The sequence below is a fragment of the Blastococcus sp. TF02A-30 genome, assembly GCF_003319185.1.
GTDB lineage: Bacteria > Actinomycetota > Actinomycetes > Mycobacteriales > Geodermatophilaceae > Blastococcus.
Genome location: NZ_QOHJ01000006.1, coordinates 309,768 through 336,318 on the forward strand (window position 1 = coordinate 309,768; position 26,551 = coordinate 336,318).

At 74.8% G+C, this 26,551-nt stretch carries 25 protein-coding genes; 22 read left to right on the forward strand and 3 right to left on the reverse strand.

Annotated elements, in window-relative coordinates; genetic code table 11:
* Positions 1-10: 10 nt before the first annotated feature.
* The 15 genes from DQ241_RS15410 (at position 11) to nusB (ending at position 14,174) form a co-directional block, all read left to right on the forward strand.
* Positions 11-1,348 (forward strand): replication-associated recombination protein A, encoded by a 1,338-nt coding sequence (locus tag DQ241_RS15410; RefSeq protein ID WP_113831066.1) that lies wholly within the window; start codon positions 11-13, stop codon positions 1,346-1,348.
* 106 nt (positions 1,349-1,454) lie between these two features.
* The gene (locus tag DQ241_RS15415) at positions 1,455-1,880 is read left to right on the forward strand and encodes a DUF948 domain-containing protein (RefSeq protein ID WP_113831067.1); all 426 of its coding nucleotides are present in this window, start codon (positions 1,455-1,457) and stop codon (positions 1,878-1,880) included.
* Positions 1,880-2,164, forward strand: a complete 285-nt coding sequence (locus DQ241_RS15420) for a hypothetical protein (RefSeq protein WP_113831068.1) — start codon at positions 1,880-1,882, stop codon at positions 2,162-2,164. The genes DQ241_RS15415 and DQ241_RS15420 overlap by 1 nt, the downstream gene beginning before the upstream one ends.
* A gap of 49 nt (positions 2,165-2,213) precedes the next feature.
* The gene (alaS, locus tag DQ241_RS15425) at positions 2,214-4,895 is read left to right on the forward strand and encodes an alanine--tRNA ligase (RefSeq protein ID WP_113831069.1); all 2,682 of its coding nucleotides are present in this window, start codon (positions 2,214-2,216) and stop codon (positions 4,893-4,895) included.
* A 5-nt stretch (positions 4,896-4,900) separates the two neighbouring features.
* Positions 4,901-5,581, forward strand: a complete 681-nt coding sequence (gene ruvX, locus DQ241_RS15430) for a Holliday junction resolvase RuvX (protein ID WP_233492464.1) — start codon at positions 4,901-4,903, stop codon at positions 5,579-5,581.
* Positions 5,578-7,395, forward strand: coding sequence for an endolytic transglycosylase MltG (gene mltG / locus DQ241_RS15435; RefSeq protein ID WP_113831070.1), 1,818 nt, complete (start codon positions 5,578-5,580; stop codon positions 7,393-7,395). The genes ruvX and mltG overlap by 4 nt, the downstream gene beginning before the upstream one ends.
* The gene (locus DQ241_RS15440; RefSeq protein ID WP_113831205.1) at positions 7,388-8,224 is read left to right on the forward strand and encodes a shikimate dehydrogenase; all 837 of its coding nucleotides are present in this window, start codon (positions 7,388-7,390) and stop codon (positions 8,222-8,224) included. Before mltG ends, DQ241_RS15440 begins: the two co-directional genes overlap by 8 nt.
* Before the next feature lie 9 nt (positions 8,225-8,233).
* Positions 8,234-8,896 (forward strand): prepilin peptidase, encoded by a 663-nt coding sequence (locus tag DQ241_RS15445; protein WP_113831071.1) that lies wholly within the window; start codon positions 8,234-8,236, stop codon positions 8,894-8,896.
* A gap of 21 nt (positions 8,897-8,917) precedes the next feature.
* Positions 8,918-10,096 (forward strand): chorismate synthase, encoded by a 1,179-nt coding sequence (aroC, locus tag DQ241_RS15450; protein ID WP_113831072.1) that lies wholly within the window; start codon positions 8,918-8,920, stop codon positions 10,094-10,096.
* Entirely contained in the window at positions 10,093-10,623 is a 531-nt protein-coding gene (locus DQ241_RS15455) for a shikimate kinase (protein ID WP_113831073.1), read from the forward strand. Before aroC ends, DQ241_RS15455 begins: the two co-directional genes overlap by 4 nt.
* Positions 10,620-11,678, forward strand: coding sequence for a 3-dehydroquinate synthase (aroB, locus tag DQ241_RS15460; protein WP_113831074.1), 1,059 nt, complete (start codon positions 10,620-10,622; stop codon positions 11,676-11,678). The genes DQ241_RS15455 and aroB overlap by 4 nt, the downstream gene beginning before the upstream one ends.
* Complete coding sequence (gene aroQ / locus DQ241_RS15465) at positions 11,675-12,109, forward strand: type II 3-dehydroquinate dehydratase (RefSeq protein ID WP_113831075.1); 435 nt, start codon at positions 11,675-11,677, stop codon at positions 12,107-12,109. The genes aroB and aroQ overlap by 4 nt, the downstream gene beginning before the upstream one ends.
* Positions 12,106-13,203 carry a Xaa-Pro peptidase family protein gene (locus tag DQ241_RS15470; RefSeq protein ID WP_113831076.1) on the forward strand — a complete coding sequence of 366 codons (1,098 nt, stop codon included), beginning with the start codon at positions 12,106-12,108 and terminating at the stop codon, positions 13,201-13,203. Before aroQ ends, DQ241_RS15470 begins: the two co-directional genes overlap by 4 nt.
* Positions 13,204-13,764: an elongation factor P gene (gene efp / locus DQ241_RS15475; RefSeq protein ID WP_113831077.1), complete on the forward strand. Its 561-nt coding sequence runs from the start codon at positions 13,204-13,206 to the stop codon at positions 13,762-13,764. It abuts the gene before it with no gap.
* The gene (gene nusB, locus DQ241_RS15480; protein WP_113831078.1) at positions 13,764-14,174 is read left to right on the forward strand and encodes a transcription antitermination factor NusB; all 411 of its coding nucleotides are present in this window, start codon (positions 13,764-13,766) and stop codon (positions 14,172-14,174) included. Before efp ends, nusB begins: the two co-directional genes overlap by 1 nt.
* A gap of 12 nt (positions 14,175-14,186) precedes the next feature.
* On the opposite strand, the gene DQ241_RS15485 is transcribed toward nusB, so the two are convergent.
* From DQ241_RS15485 to DQ241_RS15495, 3 genes are all read right to left on the reverse strand, one after another.
* Positions 14,187-15,218, reverse strand: coding sequence for an ABC transporter permease subunit (locus DQ241_RS15485; RefSeq protein ID WP_113831079.1), 1,032 nt, complete (start codon positions 15,216-15,218; stop codon positions 14,187-14,189).
* The gene (locus DQ241_RS15490) at positions 15,215-16,144 is read right to left on the reverse strand and encodes an ABC transporter ATP-binding protein (protein WP_113831080.1); all 930 of its coding nucleotides are present in this window, start codon (positions 16,142-16,144) and stop codon (positions 15,215-15,217) included. The genes DQ241_RS15485 and DQ241_RS15490 overlap by 4 nt, the downstream gene beginning before the upstream one ends.
* A 170-nt stretch (positions 16,145-16,314) precedes the next feature.
* Positions 16,315-16,875 (reverse strand): transcriptional regulator, encoded by a 561-nt coding sequence (locus DQ241_RS15495; protein WP_113831081.1) that lies wholly within the window; start codon positions 16,873-16,875, stop codon positions 16,315-16,317.
* Between the two features lie 241 nt (positions 16,876-17,116).
* On the opposite strand from DQ241_RS15495, the gene pyrR reads away from it, so the two are divergent.
* Genes pyrR through pyrF form a run of 7 tightly spaced genes read left to right on the forward strand, consistent with a single transcriptional unit; the run spans position 17,117 to position 26,548 of the window.
* Complete coding sequence (pyrR, locus tag DQ241_RS15500) at positions 17,117-17,716, forward strand: bifunctional pyr operon transcriptional regulator/uracil phosphoribosyltransferase PyrR (RefSeq protein WP_113831082.1); 600 nt, start codon at positions 17,117-17,119, stop codon at positions 17,714-17,716.
* Positions 17,713-18,633 carry an aspartate carbamoyltransferase catalytic subunit gene (locus tag DQ241_RS15505; RefSeq protein WP_113831083.1) on the forward strand — a complete coding sequence of 307 codons (921 nt, stop codon included), beginning with the start codon at positions 17,713-17,715 and terminating at the stop codon, positions 18,631-18,633. The genes pyrR and DQ241_RS15505 overlap by 4 nt, the downstream gene beginning before the upstream one ends.
* Positions 18,630-19,916, forward strand: coding sequence for a dihydroorotase (locus tag DQ241_RS15510; protein ID WP_113831084.1), 1,287 nt, complete (start codon positions 18,630-18,632; stop codon positions 19,914-19,916). The genes DQ241_RS15505 and DQ241_RS15510 overlap by 4 nt, the downstream gene beginning before the upstream one ends.
* A complete protein-coding gene (gene carA, locus DQ241_RS15515) occupies positions 19,913-21,079 on the forward strand; it encodes a glutamine-hydrolyzing carbamoyl-phosphate synthase small subunit (protein WP_113831085.1) in 1,167 nt (388 codons plus the stop codon). Before DQ241_RS15510 ends, carA begins: the two co-directional genes overlap by 4 nt.
* Entirely contained in the window at positions 21,079-24,387 is a 3,309-nt protein-coding gene (gene carB, locus DQ241_RS15520) for a carbamoyl-phosphate synthase large subunit (RefSeq protein ID WP_113831086.1), read from the forward strand. Before carA ends, carB begins: the two co-directional genes overlap by 1 nt.
* Complete coding sequence (locus tag DQ241_RS15525) at positions 24,384-25,736, forward strand: dihydroorotate oxidase (protein ID WP_233492465.1); 1,353 nt, start codon at positions 24,384-24,386, stop codon at positions 25,734-25,736. The genes carB and DQ241_RS15525 overlap by 4 nt, the downstream gene beginning before the upstream one ends.
* Positions 25,733-26,548 (forward strand): orotidine-5'-phosphate decarboxylase, encoded by an 816-nt coding sequence (gene pyrF / locus DQ241_RS15530; RefSeq protein WP_113831087.1) that lies wholly within the window; start codon positions 25,733-25,735, stop codon positions 26,546-26,548. Before DQ241_RS15525 ends, pyrF begins: the two co-directional genes overlap by 4 nt.
* Positions 26,549-26,551 lie beyond the last annotated feature (3 nt).

Here is a 26,551-nt window from a genome sequence, read left to right on the forward strand (position 1 = left end):
GTTCTGACCCGTGACATCCCTGTTCGACCCGGCGCCGGACGGGGACGGCGCCCCGGCCGTCGACCCCGGCGCCCCGCTCGCCGTGCGCATGCGGCCGCGGTCGCTGGACGAGGTCGTCGGCCAGCAGCACCTCCTCGGGCCGCGCGCACCCCTGCGGAGGCTGGTCGAGTCCGACGAGCCGATGTCCCTGGTCCTCTACGGCCCGCCCGGCACCGGCAAGACCACCCTGGCGCACGTGATCTCGCTGGCCACCAAGCGCCAGTTCGTCCAGCTGTCGGCGCTGGACTCGGGCGTCAAGGAGGTCCGCGCGGTCATCCAGAGCGCCAAGCGCGAGCTCACCTTCTCCGGCCGCCGCACCGTCCTGTTCATCGACGAGGTGCACCGCTTCTCCAAGACCCAGCAGGACAGCCTGCTGTCGGCGGTCGAGGACCGGATCGTCAGCCTGATCGCCGCCACCACCGAGAACCCCTTCTTCTCCGTGGTCAGCCCGCTGCTCTCGCGCAGCCTCGTGCTCGCCCTGCAGCCGCTGGCCGACGACGACATCCGCGCCCTGCTGCGCCGCGCGCTCACCAGCGACCGCGGCCTGGGCGGCGAGGTGACGATCAGCGAGGAGGCGCAGGAGCACCTGGTCCGCATCGCCGGCGGTGACGGGCGCAAGGCCCTGACCGCGCTGGAGTCCGGCGCGGGGGCGGCCAGGGCCGTCGGCGCGTCCGAGATCGACCTCGCCACCCTGGAGACGGCGGTGGCGCAGGCGGCGGTCCGGTACGACCGGCAGGGCGACCAGCACTACGACGTCGCCAGCGCGCTGATCAAGTCCATCCGGGGCAGCGACGTCGACGCCGCGATGCACTACCTGGCCCGCATGGTCGAGGCCGGGGAGGACCCGCGGTTCATCGCCCGCCGCCTGGTCATCTCCGCCAGCGAGGACATCGGGATGGCCGATCCGACGGCGCTGCCGGTGGCGGTCGCGGCGATGCAGGCAGTGCAGTTCATCGGCATGCCCGAGGGGCACTTCCCGCTCGCGCAGGCCGTCGTCCACCTGGCGACCGCGCCGAAGTCGAACGCGGTCACCACCGCCATCGGCGAGTCGGTGCGCGACGTGCGCGCCGGGCTGGCGGGGCCGGTGCCACCGGGGCTGCGGGACGGGCACTACGCCGGCGCCAAGAGGCTCGGCCACGCGCAGACCTACGTCTACCCGCACGCCCACCCCGACGGCGTCGTCCCGCAGCAGTACCCGCCGGACGCGCTGGTGGGGAAGGACTACTACCGGCCGACGGCGCGCGGTGCCGAGGCCCGGCTCGGCGAACGGCTGGCCAAGCTGCGGGCGATCATCAGGCGTCCCCGCTAGCTCGACTGCCGATGGAGGAGCGGGGCCCACCCCGCGACTACTGTGACCACTCCGGGCAGGACCGTCGTCGGGCCCGGTCGCCGAGAGAGACAGATGAGGAGCGCGCGTGTCCGCAGGAGAGATCGCCGGGCTGATCGCAGCCGGCGCCGTGGTGCTGCTGGTGGTGCTGCTGGCCTTCCCGCTGCTCAAGCTCGGCCGCACGCTCGACGAGGCCACGCTGACCATCCGCCAGGTGCGGGAGCAGAGCGCGCCCATCCTCAGCCAGGCCACGACCACGGTGACCCACGTCAACAGCAACCTCGAGCGGGTCGACGACATCACCGGCAACGCGGTCAGCGTCTCCAGCAACGTCGCCGCGCTCACCAGCGTCGTGGCCGCCACGCTGGGCAGCCCGCTGATCAAGGTCGCCGCCTTCAGCTACGGCGTGCGCAGCGCCACGAAGAAGAAGCGCGAGGGCCAGGCGATCGCCGACGCGGCCGCCCGTGACAAGGCCGCGCGCCGTGCCCGTCGCGCCGCCCGGCGGGCCGCCTGATGCGCCGGCTGTTCTGGCTCGCCATGGGCATCACCATCGGCGCCCTCGTCGTCCGCAAGCTGTCCCGGGCGGCCGAGAAGATGACCCCCGCCGGCATCGGCGCGAGCATCGCCGAGGGCCTGCGCGACCTCGCCGACGCCATCGGCGACTTCGGCGCCGACGTCCGCGACGCGATGGCCGAGCGCGAGCAGGAGCTGCGCGCCGGCACCGGCCTGGACGCGCCGCTGCCCGCCGCCGGCGACGCCGCGGTCCTGCGCCGCGGGGCGCACGCCGCCGACCTCTGACCCCCGACCGGCCGGGACCCGTCCCCGGCCCGGAGACCGAGAAGACCTGATGCAGACCGCCGAGATCCGCCGCCGCTTCCTGGAGCACTTCGCCTCCCGCGGCCACACCGTCGTCCCCAGCGCGTCGCTGGTCTCCCCGGACCCGTCGCTGCTGTTCACCGTGGCCGGCATGGTGCCGTTCATCCCGTACCTGACCGGCCGCGAGCCCGCGCCGTTCCCGCGGGCCACGAGCGTCCAGAAGTGCGTGCGCACCCTCGACATCGAGGAGGTGGGCAAGACCACCCGCCACGGCACGTTCTTCCAGATGAACGGCAACTTCTCCTTCGGCGACTACTTCAAGGAAGGGGCGATCCAGCACGCCTGGGACCTGATCACCGGATCGGTCGACGACGGCGGACTGGGCTTCGACCCCGACCGGATCTGGGTCACCGTCTACCTGGACGACGACGAGGCCGCCGAGGCCTGGCACCGCATCGCGGGCCTGCCGGTCGAGCGCATCCAGCGACTGGGCAAGAAGGACAACTACTGGCACACCGGGGCGGCGGGCCCCGGCGGCCCCTGCTCGGAGATCTACTTCGACCGCGGCCCGGAGTTCGGGCCCGAGGGCGGCCCGCTCGTCGACACCGGCGGCGACCGGTTCCTCGAGATCTGGAACCTGGTCTTCATGCAGTACGAGCTGACCGACGTCCGGAGCAAGGAGGAGTTCACGGTCGTCGGCGAGCTGCCGAACAAGAACATCGACACCGGCATGGGCCTGGAGCGGGTGGCCTTCCTGCTGCAGGGCGTCGACAACATGTACGAGATCGACGAGGTCGCCCCGGTGCTGCGCCGGGCCGCAGAGCTCGCCGGGGTCACGTACGGCAAGGACCACGACTCCGACGTCCGCCTGCGCGTGGTCGCCGACCACGTGCGCAGCGGGCTGATGCTCATCGGGGACGGGGTCACCCCCGGCAACGAGGGCCGCGGCTACATCCTGCGCCGGCTGCTCCGCCGCGCCGTCCGCTCGATGAAGCTGCTCGGCGTCGACGAGGCGACCCTGCCCGAGCTGCTGCCGGTGTCCCGGGACGCCATGAAGGCCAGCTACCCGGAGCTGGAGACCGACTTCGCCCGCATCTCCTCGGTCGCCTACGCCGAGGAGGAGGCGTTCCGCCGCACCCTCACCTCCGGGACGGCGCTGTTCGACACCGCCGTCGCGCAGGCCAAGCAGGCCGGCGCCGCGACGCTGAGCGGCGCGCAGGCGTTCTCCCTCCACGACACGTACGGCTTCCCGATCGACGTGACCCTCGAGATGGCCGCCGAGCAGGGCGTGACCGTCGACGAGGAGGGCTTCCGCGCGCTCATGACGGAGCAGCGCGACCGCGCCCGGGCCGACGCCCGCGCCAAGCGCACCGGCGCGGTCGACGTCCTGGCCTACCGGCGGCTGCTGGCCGAGCACGGCCCGACCGACTGGCAGGCCTACGAGACGCTGCGCACCGACTCCCGCGTGCTCGGCGTCGTGTCCGAGGGCGACGACGAGGCCGCGCGGCCGGTGGGCCCCGGGGAGATCACCCGCGTGGTGCTCGACCGGACTCCGTTCTACGCCGAGTCCGGCGGCCAGGTCGCCGACGCCGGCGTCCTCACCTGGGACGGCGGCCGTGCCGAGGTCATCGACGTGCAGCGCCCGGTCAAGGGGCTGGTGGCCCACCAGGTGCGGGTCCTCGAGGGCGAGCTGCGCGAGGGCGCCGAGCTCACCGCCGAGGTGGACCGCGAGTGGCGGCTGTCGGCCTGCCAGGCCCACTCGGGCACCCACGTCGTGCACGCCGCGCTGCGCCAGGTGCTCGGCCCGCAGGCCCTGCAGTCGGGCTCGTACAACCGTCCCGGCTACCTGCGGCTGGACTTCGCCTGGCAGGGTGCGCTGACCCAGCAGCAGCGCACCGACATCGAGGACGTCGCCAACGCCGCCGTCCGCGCCGACCACACGGTCACCGCCCAGTACATGACGCTGCCCGAGGCGCAGGCGTTCGGCGCCCTGGCGCTGTTCGGCGAGACCTACGGCGAGCAGGTGCGCGTCGTCGAGATCGGCGGCCCCTGGTCGCGCGAGCTCTGCGGTGGCACCCACGTGCGCGGCAGCGCCCAGATCGGCACCCTGGCGCTGACCGGTGAGTCGTCGGTCGGCTCGGGTTCGCGGCGCGTCGAGGCGGTCGTGGGCCTGGAGGGCTTCCGCTACCTGGCCCGCGAGCGGGACCTGGTCCGCCAGCTGTCCGACCTGCTCAAGGCGCCGCAGGACGGCCTGGTCGACCGGGTCAGCGGGATGGTCGCCCGGTTGCGCGACCTCGACCGCGAGCTCGCCGAGCTGCGCGGCCAGCAGACGCTGGCGGCGGCCGGCCAGCTGGCCGCGGCCGCGGCGGACGTCGGTGGCGTCGCGCTGGTCACCGGCGCGCCGGCCGGGCTCGGCGGCGGTGACCTGCGCACCCTGGCGCTGGACGTCCGCGGCCGGCTGGGGGAGCGGCCCGCGGTCGTGCTGCTGGCCTCGGACAGCGGTGGCAAGGTGGCCCTCGTGGCGGCGGTCAACCCGGCCGCCCAGGCGCAGGGACTGTCGGCGAACGACGTGTTGAAGGCCGCGGCGGGTCCCGTCGGCGGTCGTGGTGGGGGCAAGGCCGACGTCGCCCAGGGGGGCGGCACCGACCCGGCGGGTATCCCCGCTGCGTTGCAGGCCGGCGAACAGGCGGTTGCGACCGCCACTGGGAGGTGAGCACCGTGCCCGGAACGAAGGACACGCAGCCCGAGCACAGCCCCGAGGACACCGGTCCGGTCGGGCGGCGCAAGCGCGAGCTCCCGGCGGTGCCGCCGGCGCGGCCCCGCCCGGCGCAGCCGGCGCACCACCCGACGACCGAGATCGACCTCAGCCGCGGGTTCCCGCCGGTCTCCCACGAGACGACGGAGATCGACCTCTCCGGCGGGTGGCCGCAGCACCTCAAGGTGCCGCCGAAGCCGCCGGCCGCGGCGGCGCCGTCCGGCCGGGTGCTCGGCGTCGACGTCGGTACCGTCCGCGTCGGGCTGGCGCTCTCCGACCCGACCGGCACCCTCGCCAGCCCGCTGGAGACGCTCAAGCGGGCCAAGGACCAGTCCGACCTGGACCGGCTGGCGGCGCTCGTGGTGGAACACGAGGTGACCGAGGTGGTCGTGGGGGAGCCGAGGCACCTGTCGGGTGCGTCGGGCGCGTCCGCCGAGGACGCCGCCGCCTACTCTCAGGCACTGGCCGACCGCATAGCGGAAGTGCCCGTGTTCCTGATCGACGAAAGGCTCTCGACCGTGACCGCAGCCAGTCACCTCCGCGAGGGGGGCATCGACAGCCGCAAGCAGCGTCCGGTGATCGACCAGGCAGCCGCCGTCGTGATCCTCCAGCAGTACCTGGACAGCCGGCGGGCTCGGTCGTGACCGAGCCCGGCGGCCCGCGCCGGCGGGGACGGCACTCCTCGCCCGGCGAGGGTGCCGGCGGATCCTTCCCGTGGACCCAGCCCGGCGGGTACCCGTCGGTCCCCGGTTCTCCCGACGCCCCGACCGACGGCTTCCGCCCGGTCTCGGGGCTGGTCGACCACCGCTACGACCAGACCGGTCCGCTGGCCGAGCCGGCCTGGTGGTCCTACGGGTCCAGCGACCACCCGGACTACCCCCGGGCCCGCCACGGCGCCGACGAGGAGCCGGCGGGCACCGGGCACCTGCCCGACACCCAGCACCCCTCCGCGCCGCTGCCGCCGCTGCCACCGCGGCCGGCCGGCGTCTGGGACCGGCTGCACGCGCGCCCCGGTGAGGACGACGACGCCACGGTCGCCCAGCACTTCGACCCGCGCGACCTCGACCCGGCCGAGCCGGTCGCACCACCGCAGGGCGGCGCCCCCGCCTGGGACGAGACCGGCGGGCTCGACGTCATCGGCGCCAACGTGGACGAGGGCGGCGCCGGCCGCCGCTGGGGCCGTCGCCGGGCGCGCCGGGACGACGACCTGCCGCCGGTGCACGCCGACGACCACCTGACCGAGGACGGCGGTGCCCTGGAGCACGGCGGTGCGGCGCACGGCGCCGACGTCGGCCACGAGCACGTCGACCGGCAGGAGCGCGCCGTCGCGCCCGCCGACCACGACGACGAGCCGCTGACCGACGACGAGATCCCCATCGCGCCCTACGACCCGCGCAGCGACCGCCGTCGACGCCGGCGCCGCCCCTGGGCGGTCCTGCTCTCGCTGCTCGTGCTCGGTGGCATCGTCGTGGGCATCGTCCTCGGCGGGCAGCTGCTGCTCGACAAGCTCTCCGCCAAGGACTACACCGGCGAGGGGACCGGCACCGTGGAGATCCGGGTGCAGAACGGCGACACCCTGAGCGACATCGCCGGCACGCTGGTCGACGCGGACGTCATCGCCTCGGTCGGCCCGTTCGTGGACGCCGCCGAGGCGCGACCGGAAGCCATGGGCATCCAGCCCGGCGTCTACCGGCTGCGGCTGCAGATGAGCGGCGCGGCCGCCGTCGACCTGCTGCTCGACCCCGCGTCGCGCCTCCTCAGCCGGGTGACCGTCCCCGAGGGGCTCACCCTGCAGGCGACCCTCACCCGCCTCGCCGAGAAGACCGGCGTCCCGATCGAGGAGCTGCAGGCAGCCGCCGCGGACCCCGTGGCGCTCGGGCTCCCGGCCTACGCCAACGGCCAGCTCGAGGGCTACCTCTTCCCGGCGACCTACGACTTCGAGCCGGAGACCACCCCGGCGGAGATGCTCCGGGCGATGGTCACCCAGTTCACGACCGTGGCCGGCAGCCTGCAGCTCGAGCAGCGCGCGGCGGCGATGGGGCGCACCCCCGCCGAGATCGTCACCGTGGCCTCCATGGTCCAGTCGGAGACCCGGCTGGACGCCGAACGGCCGGACGTCGCCCAGGTGATCTACAACCGGCTGGGCCAGGGCATCGCGCTCGGCATCGACGCCACCCTGGCGTACGGCCTGGACAAGTCCGGCAACGACCTGACGGTCACCGACCTGCAGACCGACAGCCCGTACAACACGCGGACCCGCCCCGGGCTGCCGCCCACGGCGATCAGCGCGCCGGGTGAGGCCAGCCTCGAGGCGGCGCTCGCGCCGAGCACCGGGAACCTCCTCTACTACGTGCTGCAGTCCTCCGAGGGGGAGCACTTCTTCACCGCCGACTACGCCGAGTTCCAGGCGGCGCGGCAGCGGTGCGCGGACGCGGGCCTCGGCTGCGGTGGTGGCTGAGCCGGTCGCCGGTCCGCCCGCCCCCGGGCGGGCGGCGGTCCTCGGCCGGCCGGTCGGCCACTCGCTCTCGCCGCTGCTGCACCGGGCGGCGTACGCGGCGCTCGGGCTGACCGGCTGGACCTACGACGCCCTCGACGTGGGCGCCGAGGACCTGCCGGACCTGCTCGCCGGGCTCGGCGAGGAGTGGCGGGGCTTCTCGGTGACCATGCCGTGCAAGCAGGCCGCCGTGGCGGTCGCCGACGTCGTGCAGCCGCTGCCGCGGCTGCTGGGGGCGGCCAACACGCTGGTCCGCACCGACGCCGGCTGGCGGGCGGAGAACACCGACGTCACCGGCGTCGGCACCGCGCTGCAGGTCGGCGGCGTCGCCGACGTCGAGCACGCGGCGGTGCTCGGTGCCGGGGGGACGGCGGCCGCGGCCGCGGTCGCGCTGGCCTCCCTCGGCGCGCGGCACGTCGACGTCGTCGTGCGCGAGCCGGCCCGGGCCGGTGACGTGGTCCGCGTCCTCGAGACGCTCGGGGTGGACGTCGGCGTCCGGCGGCTCGACGGCGCAGCGGTCGACGCCCCGGTGGTGGTGAGCACCGTGCCGGTCGACGGCCAGCCGGCGGTCGCCGCGCTGCCCTGGCGGGCCGGCCAGACCGTCCTGGACGTGCTCTACGCGCCCTGGCCCACGCCGCTGGCCGAGCGGGTCACCGCCGCGGGCGGCACCGTCGTCGGCGGGCTCGAGGTGCTCTTCTGGCAGGCCACCGAGCAGGTGGAGCTGATGACGGGGCGACCCGCGCCGATCGCGGCCATGCGCCGCGCGCTGGACGCGGCCGTCCCCGCTCGCTGATCCGCGGCCGTGGACCTCACCCGGCCGGTGCTGGCCGCGCTCGCCCTCGGGGCCGCGCTGGTCTGCGGCCCCGCGCTGGCGCGCACCTCGGTGCGGCTTGCCCGCCTCGATCCCGCCGCCCGCGCGACCCCGCTGCGCACCGGGACGACCACCGCGCTGCTCGCCGGCCTGCTGGTCGGCGCCGGGCAGCTGACCGGGCTGCGGCCGGCCACCCTGGCGCTGGCCTGGGCCGGCGGTGCCGCCGTCGTCCTCGGCGCGGTGGACCTGCTCAGCCACCGGCTGCCCGACCGGGTCACCTACCCGGCGCTCAGTGCCGCGGGTGCGGCGCTGCTCGCCGACGGCGCCGTGGAGGGCAGCTGGGCGGCGCTGGTGCGGGCGGTCGTCGCCGCGGCGGTGGCGGCCGGGCTCGGCGGCCTGGGCTGGCTGCTCTCCCCGCAGGGGCTCGGACTGGGGGACGCCAAGCTGCTCGGCCTGATCGGCCTGGTCCTGGGCTGGTTCGGCTGGGGCGTGCTCCTGGCCGGCGTCTTCCTCGGGTTGCTCACCGGCGCGCTGGTCTCGGTGGTGCTGCTGCTCACCCGTCGCGCCGGGTGGCGGACGGCGATCCCCTTCGGACCGCCGCTGCTGGTGGGCGCCGTGCTCGCCCTCGCCGTGGGCGCGGGGGCCGCCGGCTGACCGGATGGCACAATCCCGGCCATGTTGCGCTGGCTGACCGCCGGTGAGTCGCACGGCCAGCAGCTCACCGCCATCCTCGAGGGCCTGCCCGCCGGCGTGGAGGTGCAGACCTCCGACGTCGACCTGCAGCTGGCCCGACGCCGGCTGGGCCACGGCCGGGGGGCGCGGATGTCCTTCGAGCAGGACGTCGTGACCCTCACCGGCGGCGTGCGCCACGGCCGCACCCAGGGCGGCCCGATCGCGGTCCAGGTGGGCAACACCGAGTGGCCCAAGTGGTCGACGGTCATGTCCGCGGACCCGGTCGACCCGGAGGTCCTGGCCGGCCAGGCGCGCAACGCGCCGCTCACCCGGCCGCGCCCCGGCCACGCCGACCTGGCCGGCATGCAGAAGTACGGCTTCGACGACGCCCGCCCGGTCCTGGAGCGGGCCAGCGCCCGCGAGACCGCGGCCCGCGTCGCCCTCGGCGCGATCGCCCAGCAGTTCCTCCGCCAGGCGCTCGGCGTCTCCGTGGTCAGCCACGTCGTCGCCATCGGCCCGGTCGTGGGCCCCGCCGGCGTCGTCCCCGGGCCGGACGACAACCCGGCCCTCGACGAGGACCCGGTCCGCTGCGCCGACCCGGCCACCAGCGAGCGCATGGTCGCCGAGATCGACGACGCCCGGAAGAACGGCGACACCCTCGGCGGGGTCATCGAGGTGGTCGTCCACGGCCTGCCGCCGGGCCTGGGCAGCCACGTGCACTGGGACCGGCGCCTCGACGCCCGGCTGGCCGCGGCGCTCATGGGGGTGCAGTCGGTCAAGGCGGTCGAGGTCGGCGACGGGCTGGAGACCGCGCGCCGCCGCGGCTCGGTGGCCCACGACGAGATCGACCAGGACGGTGGCCGGGTCAGCCGCCGCACCGACCGCGCCGGCGGCATCGAGGGCGGCATGACCAACGGCGAGGTGCTGCGCGTGCGCGCCGCCATGAAGCCGATCAGCACCGTGCCGCGCGCGCTGGCCACCATCGACGTCGCCACCGGCGAGCCGGCGGTGGCCATCAACCAGCGCAGCGACGCCTGCGCGGTGCCCCGCGGCAGCGTGGTCATGGAGGCGATGGTGGCGCTGGTGCTCGCCGACGCCGCCCTGGAGAAGTTCGGCGGCGACTCGGTGGCCGAGACCCGCCGCAACGCGCAGGCCTACCTCGACGCCCTCCCGTACCGGTGACCGCGCCGCGACTCGTGCTCGTCGGACCGCCCGCCTCGGGGAAGACCACGGTCGGCACCGCGGTGGCCGAGCTGCTGGGGGTGCCGTTCCGGGACACCGACGCCGACGTCGAGCAGCTGACCGGGACCACGGTCGCGGACCTCTTCGTGCAGCACGGCGAACCGCGCTTCCGGGAGCTGGAGGAGCAGGCCGTGGCCCGCGGCCTGGCCGAGCACCGGGGCGTGCTCGCCCTCGGCGGGGGAGCGGTGACCACCGCCGCGACCCGCGAGCTGCTGGTCGCCTACGGCCGCGTCGGCGGCACCGTCGTCTGGCTGGACGTCGACCTGCCGTCGGCCGCGCGCCGGGTGGGGCTGTCCCGGGACCGCCCGCTGCTCGCCGTGAACCCGCGCGCGATGCTGCGCAGCATGCTGGAACAGCGGGCACCGCTCTACGACGAGGTGTCCACGCACCGCGTGGCCACCGGGGGCCGGGAACCGGAGGACGTCGTCGCCGACGTCGCCGCGATCGCACGAGGGGGAGCGCGATGAGGACGGTCGCCGTCGCGGGGGAGCAGCCCTACGAGGTGCTCGTGGGTGCCGGCGCCGCCACCCGGCTGGGCGTCGTGCTCGCCGGCACGGCCCGCGCCGTCGTGGTGCACGCGCCGCCGCTGGCGGCGGCCGCCGGCGCCGCGGTCGAGCTGCTGCAGACCGCGGGCGTGGCCGCCGAGGCGGTCGTCGTCCCCGACGGGGAGGCCGCGAAGACCGCCGAGGTCGCCGCCGGTGCCTGGGAGGAGTTCGGCCGGCTGGGGCTGACCCGCAGCGACGCGGTCGTGGGCATCGGCGGGGGAGCGGTCACCGACCTCGCCGGCTTCCTGGCCGCGACCTGGATGCGCGGGGTGCGGGTCGTCCAGGTGCCCACGAGCCTGCTCGGCATGGTCGACGCCGCCGTGGGCGGCAAGACCGGGATCAACACCGCGGCGGGCAAGAACCTGGTCGGCGCGTTCCACCCGCCGGCCGCCGTCCTCGCCGACACCGACCACCTCGCCGGGCTGCCCGACGCCGAGTTCCGCTCGGGGCTGGCCGAGGTGGTCAAGTGCGGCTTCATCGCCGACGCCGAGATCCTGCGGCTGCTCGAGGCCGACCCCACCGGGCGGCGGGACACCGGGGAGCTGATCGCCCGCGCGGTCCAGGTCAAGGCCGACGCGGTGGGCCAGGACCTGCACGACACCGGCGTCCGCGAGTTCCTCAACTACGGCCACACCCTGGCGCACGCGATCGAGCGGGTGGAGGACTTCGGCTGGCGGCACGGCGAGGCGGTCGCCGTCGGCCTGGTCTTCGCCGCGGAGCTGGCGGGGCAGGCCGGCCTGCTGTCCCGCGGCGAGGTCGACCGGCACCGCGACCTGGTCGCCGCGATGGGCCTGCCCACGACCTACGACGGCGACTGGGACCGGCTGCGGCCGGTGATGGCCGTGGACAAGAAGGCCCGCGGCGCGTCGCTGCGGTTCGTCGTCCTCGACGGCATCGGCAACCCGACGATCCTGACCGACCCCGAGCAGGCCTGGCTCGACGCGGCCTGGTCCGCAGTGTCTGGAGAGAACGCATGACCATCCACGTGCTCAACGGCGCGAACCTCGGCCGGCTCGGCACCCGCGAGCCCGAGGTCTACGGCACCACGACCTACGCCCAGCTGGTGGAGGTGATCGAGGCGACCGCGCGCGAGCTGGGGCTCGACGTCCGCGTCCGGCAGACCGACGACGAGGGCGAGCTGCTGCGCTGGGTGCACGAGGCCACCGACGCCGGCGACCCCGTCGTCATCAACCCCGGCGGCTGGTCGCACACCTCCGTGGTGCTGCACGACGCCCTGGCGGCGGTGACCGGTCCGGTCGTCGAGGTGCACATCAGCAACATCCACCGGCGCGAGGAGTTCCGGCGGCACTCCTACGTCTCCCGCGTGGCCGACGGCGTCATCGCCGGGCTCGGCATCCACGGGTACGTGCTGGCGCTGCAGTGGATGACGCTGAAGGGGCACTCGTGAGCCGGGAGGCCGCACGGCGGGACGCGCTGCGGGCGCTCGCCGCCCAGCAGGACCTGGACGCCGTCCTGGTCACGAACCTGCTCAACGTGCGCTACCTGACCGGGTTCACCGGCTCGAACGGCGCGCTGCTCGTGCGCACCGACGGACCCGACCTCTTCGGCACCGACGGCCGCTACACCACCCAGGCCTCCACCCAGGTCCCCGACGTCGAGCTCGTCGTCGACCGGGCCACCGTCCCGGCGCTGGCACGGGCCGCGGCCGGCGCGGGGCGGCTCGGCTTCGAGTCGCACGACCTGACCGTCGACGGGCTGGAGCAGCTGCGCCGGGTGCTCGACGACGCCGCGGCCGGTGGCCGGGTGCCGGAGCTGGCGTCGGTCCGCCGCGCCGTGGAGGCCCAGCGCGCGATCAAGGACGACGACGAGATCGAGTCGCTGCGCCGCGCCTGCGCGGTCGCCGACCAGGCGCTGGCCGAGCTCGCCGCCGAGGGGGCGCTCCGGCCGGGGCGGACCGAGCTCGAGGTCGGCCGCGAGCTCGACGCCCGCATGCTGGCCCTCGGCGCCGAGGCGCCGTCGTTCGAGACGATCGTGGCCACCGGCGCCAACTCGGCGATCCCGCACCACCGCCCCGACCGCACCGAGCTGCGCGAGGGGGACTTCCTCAAGCTCGACTTCGGCGCCACCGTCGACGGCTACCACTCCGACATGACCCGCACCCTGGTGCTGGGGCACGTCGCCGACTGGCAGCGCGAGGTCTACGCCCTGGTGGCGGAGTCGCAGGCGGCCGGCCGGGCCGCGCTGAGCGTCGGCGCCGACGTCGTCGCGGTCGACTCGGCGGCCCGCGACGTGATCGTCGCCGCCGGTCACGGCGAGCACTTCACCCACGGCCTCGGGCACGGGGTGGGCCTGGAGATCCACGAGGCGCCGGGCATCGGCCAGCTGGGCGCGGGTACGCTGGCCGCCGGCATGGCCGTCACCGTGGAGCCGGGCGTCTACCTGCCCGGGCACGGCGGTGTCCGGATCGAGGACACCTTGATCGTCACCGATGGCGCGCCCGAGTTGTTGACCCTCACGAGCAAGGAACTGCTGGTCCTCTAGATGGCTACCACCAACGACCTCAAGAACGGCATGGTCCTCAACCTGGACGGCCAGCTCTGGACCGTCACCGAGTTCCAGCACGTGAAGCCCGGCAAGGGCGGCGCGTTCGTGCGCACCACGCTGAAGAACGTGCTCTCGGGCAAGGTCGTGGACAAGACCTTCAACGCCGGCACCAAGGTCGAGACGGCGACCGTCGACAAGCGGAACATGACGTACCTGTACAAGGACGGCACCGACTTCGTCTTCATGGACGGCGACACGTTCGACCAGATCCACGTCCCGGCCCAGACAGTCGGCGGCGGCGCGGACTACCTCCTCGAGAACACCGAGGTCACCGTGGCCATGCACGAGGGCGTCGCCCTCTACGTGGAGCTGCCGGTGACCCTCGAGCTCGTCGTGGAGCACACCGACCCGGGCCTGCAGGGCGACCGCTCGACCGGTGGCACCAAGCCCGCGACGCTCGAGACCGGCGCGCAGATCCAGGTGCCGCTGTTCATCTCCACGGGCGAGAAGCTCAAGGTCGACACCCGCGACGGCCGGTACCTCGGCCGCGCCAACTGATGGCCGCTCGCTCCAAGGCGCGCAAGCGCGCCGTCGACGTCCTCTACGAGGCCGAGGTCCGCGGCCGCGACCGGCTCGAGCTGCTCGCGGAGCGGGTCGCCGACGGCAACCCGCCGGTGCCCGAGCACGCCGTCCGGCTGGTGGAGGGCGTCACCGCGCACACCGCGCGGATCGACGAGCTGATCGAGGCGCACGCCTCGGGCTGGCAGCTGGACCGGCTGCCCGACGTCGACCGCGCGATCCTGCGCATGGCCGTCTTCGAGCTGCTCTGGGCCGACGACGTGCCCGACGCCGTCGTCATCGACGAGGCGGTGGAGCTGGCCAAGACGCTCTCGACGGACGACTCGCCGGCCTACGTCAACGGCGTCCTGGGCGCCATCCTGCAGGCCGAGGTCCCGACCTCCGGTTGAGCCCGGCCGGCGTCAGTGGACGTCGCGGCGCTGGAACAGCAGCACCCCCAGCCCGATGACCACCGCGGCGACCACGCCGAGCACGATCCCGGCCTGCAGGTTGCCGATCACGAACTCCTCGAACACCTGGTTGCCGTCGGCGTCCACGGTGAAGTTCTCGTAGTCGACGATCCGGAGCCCGCCGGGGGCCACCAGGGCGGCGGCGTTGTTGGTGAGCAGCGCGGGCTGCCACTCCGGCCGCATGACCCGGACGGCGTTCTCCACGATCGCGAAGTAGACGAAGCCCACGCCCAGCGCGGCGCCGGTGTTGCGGATCAGGTTGGCCAGGCCGAACCCGGCCAGGGCGGCGAAGACGACCAGCAGCACGCACCGGCCCTGGGTGGCCAGCAGGTCGCCCCAGAAGCCGGACGGCAGGGGGTCGTCGGTGCCGACGGCGATCCGCAGGATCCAGGCCATCGCCAGCCAGCCGAGCTGGGCCGCGACGCCGAGGGCGGCCGCCGCCACGGCGAGGACGGTCACCTTGGCACCCATGACCTGCATGCGGCGCGGCACCCAGAACAGCAGCGCGACCACCGAGCGGCTGGACCACTCGGCGCCGATCCAGGTGGCGCCGATGAGGAAGGCCAGCGCTGCGGCCGCCGCACCGAACCCCATGGCGCCGCCGCTCGCGCTCTGCTCGAGGTCGAAGGGCGCGGTGCCGACGAAGTCCTCGGTCCGGAACTCGGCCGCGGTGATCTCCGGTCCGCAGAAGCTCTCCTCCTCGCCCGGTGGGGCGTCGTCGAGGCACTGCTGCCGCCACACCTCCTGCTGCTCGACCATCTGGGCGATCTCCGCCCGCGCGGCGGCCAGGTCCCCCTCGTCCGGCTCGCCGAACTGGAACAGCCCGATGACGACGGCGGCCAGCCAGCCCACCAGCGCCGCGGCCAGCAGCACCTGGATGAACCGCCGTGAGCGGAACCGGTGGAACTCCGCGCGCAGCAGGCTCGGGTGCACGTACCCCTCGTCCCGGGCGGGGGCCGGGGGCTGCTCGACGACCGCGCTCACGCCGGGTCCCCGGTGATGGCGAGGAACGCGCTCTCCAGGTCGGCGGTCACGGGCGTGAGCTCCTCCAGGTAGTGGCCGTGGGCGGCGAGGATGCGGGTGACCTCGCCCGGCGCGGGGACGCCGTGCACGAGCAGGGTCCGCCCGTCGGGGTGCTCGGGCGGGGCGACGGCGAAGCCCGCGGCGGACAGGACCGCGGCGGCCGCGGCGGCGTCGGGGACCCGCACCCGCAGGTCGCCCGACGCACCCCGGGCGAGCACCTCGCTGACCGGGCCGGAGGCCACGCACCGGCCGCGGGCGAGGATGGAGACGGAGTCGCACACCTGCTGGATCTCGGCCAGGAGGTGGGAGGAGAGGAGCACGGTGGTGCGCCCGTCGGCGCCCAGCCGGCGGATCAGCTCGCGGACGTCGCGGATGCCGGCCGGGTCCAGGCCGTTGCTGGGCTCGTCGAGGATCAGCAGCCGGGGCGCCTTGAGCAGGGCCGCGGCGATGCCCAGGCGCTGCTTCATACCGAGCGAGTAGCCCTTGAACCGGTCCTCGGCCCGGTCGCGCAGGTCGACGGTCTCCAGGCACTCCTCGACCCGCGCCCGGGAGACCCCGGCGGCCTCGGCCAGCAGCTGGAGGTTGAGCCGTCCGGAGAAGCCGGGGAAGAACAGCGGGGTCTCGACGAGCGCGCCGACCGCACCGATGACGTCGGGCAGGCCGGCGGGGACCGGGGCGTCCAGGAGCCGGATCTCGCCGCCCGGGTCGGGGCGGACCAGGCCGAGCAGGACCCGGATCGAGGTGGTCTTACCGGAGCCGTTCGGGCCGAGGAAGCCGTGCACGCCGCCGGAGTCGACGACCAGGTCGAGGGAGTCCAGCGCCTTCTGCGGCGGGCGTCCGCGGCGTCGGTACGTCTTGGACACCGACGTCATGTGGACGGCGGGCATGGGGCCTCCTCCGGCTCCGGGGAGGCCGACCTTGGCACAGCCCGGCCACGCAGGGTGCGCGGTGGCGCACGTGTCGGAACCGTCGTGCCCCGGAAACGCGAGGAGGCCCCCACCGGCGGTGCGGTGAGGGCCTCCTCTGCAGCTCTCGGTGCCGGAAGCCGGCTGCGCCGTCAGCGCGGGGCGCGGCGGCGCTCCCAGTTCGGGTCGACGTCGTCCTCGAGGAGCAGGTCGTCGTCGTCGGCGTTGCCCACGACGCCCTCCATGCCGGGGGAGAGGACGCCCCACTCGATGAGCCGGGTGGTGAGCTCGTCGGGGCTCATGTCGTAGATGATCGCCAGCGACTTCAGGTCCTCGGCGCGGATCGACAGGACCTTGCCGTTGTAGTCGTGGCGCTGCGCCTGGATGGTCGAGGCGTAGCGGGCCAGCGGGCCCGCCTCGTCGGCGGGCAGCGAGCCCAGCGACTCCAGGTTGAGCACGATCTTGGTGGTCGAGGTGACCGCGGAGCTGGGCCGCGGGTCGGGCAGCAGCTCGGAGACCGGCACGCCGTAGAACACGGCGAGCTCGGAGAGCCGCTGCACGGTGACCGCCCGGTCGCCGCGCTCGTAGGACCCGACGACGACGGCCTTCCAGCGGCCGTGCGACTTGTCCTCGACCCCCTGAAGCGAGAGGCCCTGCTGGTTGCGGATCGCGCGGAGCCGGGCACCGAGGGCCCGTGAGTAGTCGGTGCTCATCGCTGTCTGCTCACTGTCCGTCGTCTCGGGAACGTCCTGATCGTCACGCAGCGTACTGGTCGTGCCCCGTGCGCAACAGGAGGACCGCCCTCGCGGGTCCGTGATCGTGCGGTCACGCCGGGTGGCCGTTTCCGCAGGCCGGCAGGCGCGCGGCGGCCCCGTCCCGCGGTGCAGTACCGTCGCTCCCGGTCCGACCACTCTCCTTTAACGACCCGTCCCGTGAGGCGGGGAAGGAGGCCTGATGGCCAGCTCGTCCCTGCCTGCCCGCGATGCGGCGCAGGCCCCGCTGCTCTCCGCCGCCGACGTCGCCCGCGTGGTCGACCGGATGGCCCACCAGCTCATCGAGCGCGCCGCCTCGCTCGCCCCCGAGGGTGATGCCACCGGCGGCCTGCGCGACCTCGTCCTCGTCGGCATCCCGACCCGCGGCGCCCCCCTGGCCCGCCGGCTGGCCGCCCGCGTCGAGGCCTTCTCGGGGACCGCCGTCGACGTCGGCACCGTCGACATCACCCTGTACCGCGACGACCTGCGCCGGCGCGGGGTGCGGGCGCTCGAGCCGACCGTGCTGCCGGCGGCCGGGATCGACGACCGGCTGGTCGTCCTCGTCGACGACGTGCTCTTCTCCGGCCGCTCGGTGCGCGCGGCCCTCGACGCGCTGCGCGACCTCGGCCGGCCCCGGGCGGTGCAGCTCGCCGTCCTGGTCGACCGCGGGCACCGCGAGCTGCCGATCCGCGCGGACTTCGTCGGCAAGAACGTGCCGACGTCGCGGACGCAGCAGGTGAAGGTGCGCCTGCAGGAGACCGACGGCGCCGACGAGGTCCTGGTCACCGGGGGCGCGGCGTGAAGCGGCACCTGCTGGAGGTCGCAGACCTCGACCGGGCCGACGCCACCCTCGTCCTCGACACCGCAGCCCAGATCGACCAGGCGCTGGCCGGCCGCGAGGTCAAGAAGCTCCCGACCCTGCGCGGGCGCACGGTGGTGAACCTCTTCTACGAGGACTCCACCCGCACCCGCATCTCCTTCGAGCTGGCGGCCAAGCGGCTGTCGGCCGACGTCATCAACTTCTCCGCCAAGGGCAGCAGCGTCTCCAAGGGCGAGAGCCTCAAGGACACCGCGCTCACCCTCGAGGCGATGGGCTCCGACGCGGTCGTGGTGCGCCACTCCGCCTCCGGGGCGCCGCACCGGCTGGCGAACTGGGTGCGGGGCAGCGTGGTGAACGCCGGCGACGGCACCCACGAGCACCCGACCCAGGCGCTGCTCGACGCGTACACGATCCGGCGGCGGCTGGGCCGGCTCGAGGGCGTGCGGGTGGCGGTCGTCGGCGACGTCCTGCACAGCCGGGTGGCCCGCTCGAACGTCGGGCTGCTGCACACCCTCGGCGCCGAGGTCACGCTGGTCGCCCCGCCGACGCTGCTGCCGGTGGGGGTGCGCAGCTGGCCGGCCGAGGTGAGCTACGACCTGGACGCCGTCCTGCCCAAGAGCGACGTCGTGATGATGCTGCGGGTCCAGGCCGAGCGGATGAACGCCTCGTTCTTCCCGAGCGCCCGGGAGTACAGCCGCCGGTACGGCCTCGACGCGCCGCGCATGGCCGCGCTGCCCGACGACGCGATCGTCATGCACCCCGGCCCGATGAACCGCGGGATGGAGATCGCCGCCGAGGTGGCCGACTCCGTCCGCTCCACGATCGTCGAGCAGGTCGCCAACGGGGTCTCCGTGCGGATGGCCGTGCTCTACCTGCTGCTCGGAGGCTCGCCGCAGTGACGTACCTGATCAAGGGCGCGAAGCCCTACGGCGAGGACGCCGTCGACCTGCTGCTCGAGGACGGCCGGATCGCCGCGATCGGCACCGAGCTGGCCGCCGACGGCGCGGAGGTGGTCCAGGCGGCCGGGCTGGTCGCCCTGCCCGGCCTGGTGGACCTGCACACCCACCTGCGCGAGCCCGGCCGCGAGGACGCCGAGACCGTGGAGACCGGCAGCCGGGCCGCCGCGCTGGGCGGGTTCACCGCGGTGCACGCGATGGCCAACACCGACCCGGTGGCCGACACCGCCGGCGTCGTCGAGCAGGTGTGGCGGCTGGGCCAGGAGGCCGGGCTGGTCGACGTCGTCCCGGTCGGCGCGGTGACCGTCGGGCTCGAGGGCGAGCGGCTGGCCGAGCTCGGCGCGATGGCCGACTCCGCCGCCCGTGTCCGGGTCTTCTCCGACGACGGGCACTGCGTCAGCGATCCGGCGCTCATGCGCCGCGCGCTGGAGTACGTGAAGGCCTTCGACGGCGTCGTCGCGCAGCACGCCGAGGAGCCGCGGCTGACCGCGGGCGCGCAGATGCACGAGGGCGACCGCTCGGCCTCGCTGGGCCTCACCGGCTGGCCGGCCGCCGCGGAGGAGGCGATCATCGCCCGCGACGTGCTGCTGGCCGGCCACGTCGGCGCCCGGCTGCACGTCTGCCACGTGTCGACGGCGGGCTCGGTGGAGATCCTGCGCTGGGCGAAGTCGCGCGGGGTGCAGGTCACCGCCGAGGTGACGCCGCACCACCTGCTGCTCACCGACGCGTGCGCCGAGACCTGGGACCCGGTGTTCAAGGTCAACCCGCCGCTGCGGACGGACGCCGACGTCGAGGCCCTGCGCGCCGGTCTCGCGGACGGCACGATCGACGCCGTCGGCACCGACCACGCCCCGCACGCGGTCGAGGACAAGGAGAGCGAGTGGGCGCAGGCCCGGCCCGGCATGCTCGGGCTGGAGCAGGCGCTCTCCGTCGTCGTCCAGACCATGGTCGAGCCCGGCCGGCTCGACTGGCGCGGCGTCGCCGACCGGATGTCCGTGCGCCCCGCCGGGATCGGCCGGCTGACCGGCCACGGCCGGCCGCTGGCCGTCGGCGAGCCCGCCAACCTGCTGCTGATCGACCCCACCGCCCGGTCCGTCGTGGACCCGGCCGCGCTGGCCAGCCGCAGCCGCAACAGCCCGTACGCCGGCCGGGAGCTCCCCGGCCGCGTGGTCGCGACCTTCCTGCGGGGGTCCGCGACCGTCCTGGACGGAAAGGCAACACGGTGAGTGACGCGATCCTCGTGCTCGAGGACGGGCGGACGTTCCGCGGCGAGAGCTACGGCGCGGCCGGGACGACGGTCGGCGAGGCGGTGTTCGCCACCGGCATGACCGGCTACCAGGAGACGCTCACCGACCCCAGCTACGCCGGTCAGATCGTCACCATGACCGCCCCGCACATCGGCAACACCGGCGTCAACGGCGAGGACGACGAGAGCCGCCGCATGTGGGTGGCCGGGTTCGTCGTCCGCGACCCCGCGCGGCGACCGGCGAACTGGCGGGCCACCGGCAGCCTGGACGACGAGCTGCGCGCGCAGGGGGTCGTCGGCATCAGCGGCATCGACACCCGCGCGCTCACCCGCCACCTGCGTGACCGCGGGGCGATGCGGGCCGGGATCAGCACCGAGCTCGGCGCGGAGGCGTTGCTCGGGCGGGTGCAGGAGTCGCAGAGCATGACCGGCGCCGACCTCGCGCCGACGGTGAGCACCGCCGAGCCCTACGTCGTCCCGGCGGTGGGGGAGAAGCGGTTCACCATCGCCGCGCTCGACCTCGGCATCAAGACCGCCACCCCGCGGCACCTCGCCGCCCTGGGGGTGGAGACGCACGTGCTGCCCTCGACGGCCACCGCCGAGCAGCTCCTCGCCGCGGGTCCGGACGGGGTCTTCCTCTCCAACGGCCCGGGCGACCCGGCCGCCGCCGATTACGCGGTCGAGGCGGTGCGCGGCGTGCTGGACGCCCGCCGCCCGCTGTTCGGCATCTGCTTCGGCAACCAGATCCTCGGCCGCGCGCTGGGCCTGGGCACCTACAAGCTGCGCTTCGGCCACCGCGGCCTGAACCAGCCGGTGCTCGACCGGGTGAGCGGCACGGTCCGGGTGACCAGCCACAACCACGGCTTCGCCGTCGACGCCCCGCTCGACCGCCCGACGGACACCCCGTACGGGCCGGTGGAGGTCAGCCACGTCGGGCTCAACGACGACGTCGTCGAGGGCCTGCGGCTGATCGACGCGCCGGCGTTCAGCGTCCAGTTCCACCCCGAGTCGGCGGCCGGCCCGCACGACGCCGCACCGCTGTTCCAGCGGTTCGTCGACCTGATGGAGAGCGCCCGGACCGGGACGGCGGGATCCGGCGGGCCGGCGCCGGTCGTGGAGCACAGCACGGGGGAGAAGGCCTGATGCCCAAGCGCACCGACATCGAGCACGTCCTGGTCATCGGCTCCGGCCCGATCCTCATCGGGCAGGCGGCGGAGTTCGACTACTCCGGCACCCAGGCCTGCCGCGTGCTGCGCGCCGAGGGCCTGCGGGTGAGCCTGGTGAACAGCAACCCGGCGACGATCATGACCGACCCCGGCATCGCCGACGCGACCTACGTCGAGCCGCTGACGCCGGAGTTCGTCGAGAAGGTCATCGCCAAGGAGCGCCCCGACGCGCTGCTGGCCACCCTCGGCGGGCAGACCGCGCTCAACATCGCGATCGGGCTGTACGAGAACGGCGTCCTGGAGAAGTACGGCGTCGCGCTCATCGGGGCCGACGTCGACGCGATCAACCGCGGCGAGGACCGGCAGAAGTTCAAGGACATCGTCCGGTCGATCGGCGCCGACGCCCCGCGGTCGCGGGTCTGCGGCAGCGTCGAGGAGGCGATCGAGACCGCCGAGGAGGTGGGCTACCCGGTCGTCATCCGGCCGAGCTTCACCATGGGCGGCCTGGGCTCCGGCTTCGCCACCGACGAGGCGATGCTGCGCCGGATGGCCACCCACGGCCTGGCCGACTCCCCGGTGCACACCGTGCTCATCGAGGAGTCGGTGCTCGGGTGGAAGGAGTACGAGCTCGAGCTCATGCGGGACCGCAGCGACAACGTGGTCGTCATCTGCTCGATCGAGAACATCGACGCGATGGGCGTGCACACCGGCGACTCGGTGACCGTCGCGCCGGCGATGACCCTCACCGACGTCGAGTACCAGCGCATGCGCGACGTCGGCATCGCCGTGCTGCGCGAGGTCGGCGTCGACACCGGCGGCTGCAACATCCAGTTCGCGGTCAACCCGGCCGACGGGCGGCTGGTCGTCATCGAGATGAACCCGCGCGTCTCCCGGTCCAGCGCCCTGGCGTCGAAGGCCACCGGTTTCCCGATCGCCAAGATCGCCGCGAAGCTCGCCATCGGCTACACCCTCGACGAGATCACCAACGACATCACCGGCGTCACCCCGGCCGCGTTCGAGCCGACGCTGGACTACGTCGTGGTGAAGATCCCGCGGTTCGCCTTCGAGAAGTTCCCCGGCGCCGACCCCCGGCTGACGACGACGATGAAGAGCGTCGGCGAGGTCATGGCCATGGGCCGCAACTTCCCCGAGGCCCTGGGCAAGGCGATGCGGTCCACCGAGACGAAGGCCGCCGGCTTCTGGACGGGCCCGGACGGGCAGCGCTCGGCCGACGAGCTGCTCGAGGTGCTGCGGACGCCGGTCGACGGCCGGCTGTACATCGCCGAGCAGGCGCTCGCCGCCGGCGCCACCGTCGAGCAGGTCGCCGAGGCCAGCGGGTTCGACCCGTGGTTCGTCGACCAGATCGCGCTCGTCCGCGAGGTCGGCGACGAGGTGCGCGACGCCCCGGCGCTGACGCCGGAGCTGCTCCGGCGGGCGAAGCGGCACGGGCTCTCCGACCGGCAGATCGCCGCGCTCCGGCCGGAGCTGGCCGGCGAGGACGGCGTCCGCGTGCTGCGCTGGCGGCAGGGCATCCGGCCGGTCTACAAGACCGTCGACACCTGCGCCGCCGAGTTCGCCGCCCGCACGCCGTACCACTACTCCTCCTACGACGAGGAGACCGAGGTGCAGCCGCGCGAGAAGCCGGCGGTGCTCATCCTCGGCTCGGGCCCCAACCGGATCGGCCAGGGCATCGAGTTCGACTACTCCTGCGTGCACGCCGTCCTCGCGCTGCAGGACGCCGGCTACGAGGCGGTGATGGTCAACTGCAACCCCGAGACCGTCTCCACCGACTACGACACCGCCGACCGGCTGTACTTCGAGCCGCTGACCTTCGAGGACGTCCTCGAGGTGGTCGAGGCCGAGCGCGCGGCCGGCCCGGTCGCCGGGGTCATCTGCACCCTGGGCGGGCAGACGCCGCTGGGCCTGGCGCAGCGGCTCAAGGACGCCGGTGTCCCGGTGCTGGGCACCTCGCCGGAGGCGATCGACGACGCCGAGCACCGTGGCGCGTTCTCCCGGGTGCTGTCCGACACCGGCCTGCTCGCCCCCAAGCACGGGACGGCGACGACGTTCGCCGAGGCCAAGGCCATCGCCGCCGAGATCGGCTACCCCGTGCTGGTGCGGCCCTCCTACGTGCTGGGCGGCCGGGGCATGGAGATCGTCTACGACGACGCCACGCTCGAGGCCTACATCGCCAAGGCCACCGAGGTCAGCGAGGACCACCCGGTGCTGGTCGACCGGTTCCTGGAGGACGCCGTCGAGATCGACGTGGACGCGCTCTACGACGGCACCGAGCTCTACCTCGGCGGGGTCATGGAGCACATCGAGGAGGCCGGCATCCACTCCGGCGACTCGGCGTGCGCCCTGCCGCCGATCACCCTCGGCGACGCGGACCTGCTGAAGATCCGGGAGGCCACCGAGAAGCTGGCCGCCCGCATCGGCGTGCGCGGGCTGGTGAACGTCCAGTACGCGATCAAGGACGACATCCTCTACGTCATCGAGGCCAACCCGCGGGCCAGCCGCACGGTGCCGTTCGTGTCCAAGGCGACGGCGGTGCAGCTGGCCAAGGCCGCGGCGCGCATCGCGGTCGGGGAGTCGATCGCCTCGCTGCGCTCCGCCGGGGTGCTGCCGGCGACGGGCGACGGGGCCGACCTGCCCGAGGACATGCCGATCGCGGTCAAGGAGGCGGTGCTGCCCTTCCACCGGTTCCGCACCGTCGAGGGCCACGGCGTGGACACCGTGCTCAGCCCGGAGATGAAGTCGACCGGCGAGGTCATGGGGCTCGACGCCGGCTTCGGCCCGGCGTTCGCCAAGTCGCAGGCCGCCGCCTACGGGTCGCTGCCCACCGAGGGCACCGTGTTCGTGTCGCTGGCCAACCGCGACAAGCGCTCGGCGATCTTCCCGGTCAAGCGGCTGGCCGACCTCGGCTTCCGCGTCCTGGCCACCGCCGGCACCGCGCAGGTGCTGCGCCGCAACGGCGTCGCCTGCGAGGTCGTGGGCAAGTTCAGCGAGGGCCCCGGCAACTGCGTCGAGCGGATCCTCGCCGGCGACGTCGACATCGTGGTGAACACGCCGTTCGGGTCGCCCGGCAACAGCGGACCGCGGCTGGACGGCTACGAGATCCGGACCGCCGCGGTCAGCGCCGGCATCCCCTCGATCACGACCGTGCAGGGGCTCGCGGCGGCGGTGCAGGGCATCGAGGCGCTGCGCGCCGGCGACGTCGGGGTGCGCAGCCTGCAGGAGGTGCACGCGGCGCTGGGCACGTCCCGCGCCGGGACCGGGGCGTGACCGCCGCCGCGGTCGAGCGGGTGCGGGCCGACCTGCTGGCCCGCGGGCTGGTCGAGGGCCTGCCCGCGGAGTTCGCGGCCGGCGTCACCCGCTTCGCGCAGCCGACTCAGGCGGAGCTGGACGGCCTGGTGGGCGACGCCGGCGAGCTGGCCGGGCGGCTGGCCGCCGGCACCGTGGGCGCGGGCGACCTGCCGCTGCTGACCCGCGTGCTCTTCTTCGCCCGGCACGCCGACGTCCTGGCCGCGGCCGGGCTGCCGGTCCCGGTCTACGACGTGCTCGGGTCCTTCCGCGAGAACCTCGGCCGGCCCGTCGGCCCGCGGCTGGCCGCGCGCCCGGCGGCCGGGCGGCGGTGGCGGCTGCTGGGCCGCTCGGTCGGCTTCCCGATCGGGGTGCCGGCCTGCGTGCTCAACGGCAGCGAGGCGGAGGTCCGCTACAACCTGGCCAACGGCTGGACCGTGCTGACCTACAAGACGGTGCGCGGCCGGGCCCACCCGCCCAACGAGCAGCCGAACTGGGTGTTCGCCCCGCGCGAGACGGCGAGCCTGCCGCCGGGCGCCGCCGGCGACGTGGTGGCCGACCCCTGGGACTGGGTGCCACCGGGCGTGCCGTCGGTGAGCACGGTCAACTCCTTCGGCGTGCCCTCGCCGGCGCCCGAGGAGTGGATGGCCGACCTGGAACGCTCCCTGGCCGCCGTCGGCGACGACGCCCTGCTGCTGGTGAGCGTCATGGGGGAGGACCCGGCCGGCACCGGCGAGCTCGCCGCCCTGGCCGAGGACTTCGCGCGGACGGCGCGGCTGGCCGAGGAGGCCGGTGCGCCGGTGGTCGAGCTCAACCTCTCCTGCCCGAACACCCTCGACCGCTCGGGGACCGGCGTGAAGCCGCCGCTGTGCCTGGACGCCGACGCCACCGTGGCCGTGGTGGGGGCCGTCCGCCGGGCGCTGGACGACCGCACCGGCCTGGTCGCCAAGCTGTCCTGGCTCGACGAGCCGTCGCTGGCCGCGCTGGTGCCGCGGCTGGCGCCGCTGGTCGACGGCGTGGCCGGCATCAACACCGTGCAGAGCCGGGTCCGCCGCAGCGACGGCGCGGCGACGTTCCCGGGCCGCGAGCTGGCCGGCCTCTCCGGCGCCGCGGTGCGCGAGCCGGCGCTCGACTTCACCCGCCGGCTGGTCGCCCTCCGCGAGGCGGGTGGGCCGCGCTTCGACGTCCTGGCGATGGGCGGGGTGACCGACCCGGCGTCGGCGGCGGCGCTCTTCGCGCTGGGCGCCGACGCCGTGCAGTCCGCGTCCGGCGCGTTCGCCGACCCGTTCCTCGCGCAGAAGTGCATCGCCGAGCTCGGGGGGACGGTGTGACCCCCACCCCGTTCGGCGGGCGGCTGGCCGACGCCGTCGCCGCGCGCGGGCCGCTGTGCGTGGGCATCGACCCGCACGTGCCGCTCCTGGAGGCGTGGGGGCTGCCCGACAGCCCGGAGGGCCTGGCCCGGTTCACCGACGCCGTGGTCGACGCGCTCGCCGGCAGCGTCGCCGTCCTCAAGCCGCAGCTGGCGTTCTACGAGCGGCACGGCTCGCGCGGGCTGGCGGTGCTGGAGGAGGCGACGGCCCGCGCCCGGTCGGCGGGGGCGCTGGTGCTGCTGGACGCCAAGCGCGGCGACATCGGCTCGACGATGGACGCCTACGCCGACTACCTGCGGCCGGACCACCCGCTGGCCGCCGACGCCCTCACCGTCAGCCCCTACCTCGGGCCGCAGTCGCTGCAGCCCGCGGTCGACACGGCACGGACGCACGGGGGAGGGCTGTTCGTGCTCGCCCGCACCTCGAACCCCGACGCCGGCACGCTGCAGCACGCGGTGGTCGGGGACCGCAGCGTTGCGCAGGTGGTCGTGGACACCGTGGCGGGCTGGAACGCCGGGACGCCGGACGGCTCGTTCGGCGTCGTCGTCGGCGCGACCCTGCGCGAGCTCGACGTCGACCTGGCCGGTCTGGGCGGGCCGGTGCTCGCCCCCGGGCTGGGGGCCCAGGGCGGGACCCCGGCCGACCTGCGCCGGCTCTTCGGCGGCGCGCCTCTCGTGGTGCCCACCGTGTCGCGCGACGTGCTCGGCGCCGGACCGGACCCGGCGGCGCTACGCTCCGCCGCCGAGCGGTGGGCCGACGCCCTCGCCGGCTGACGG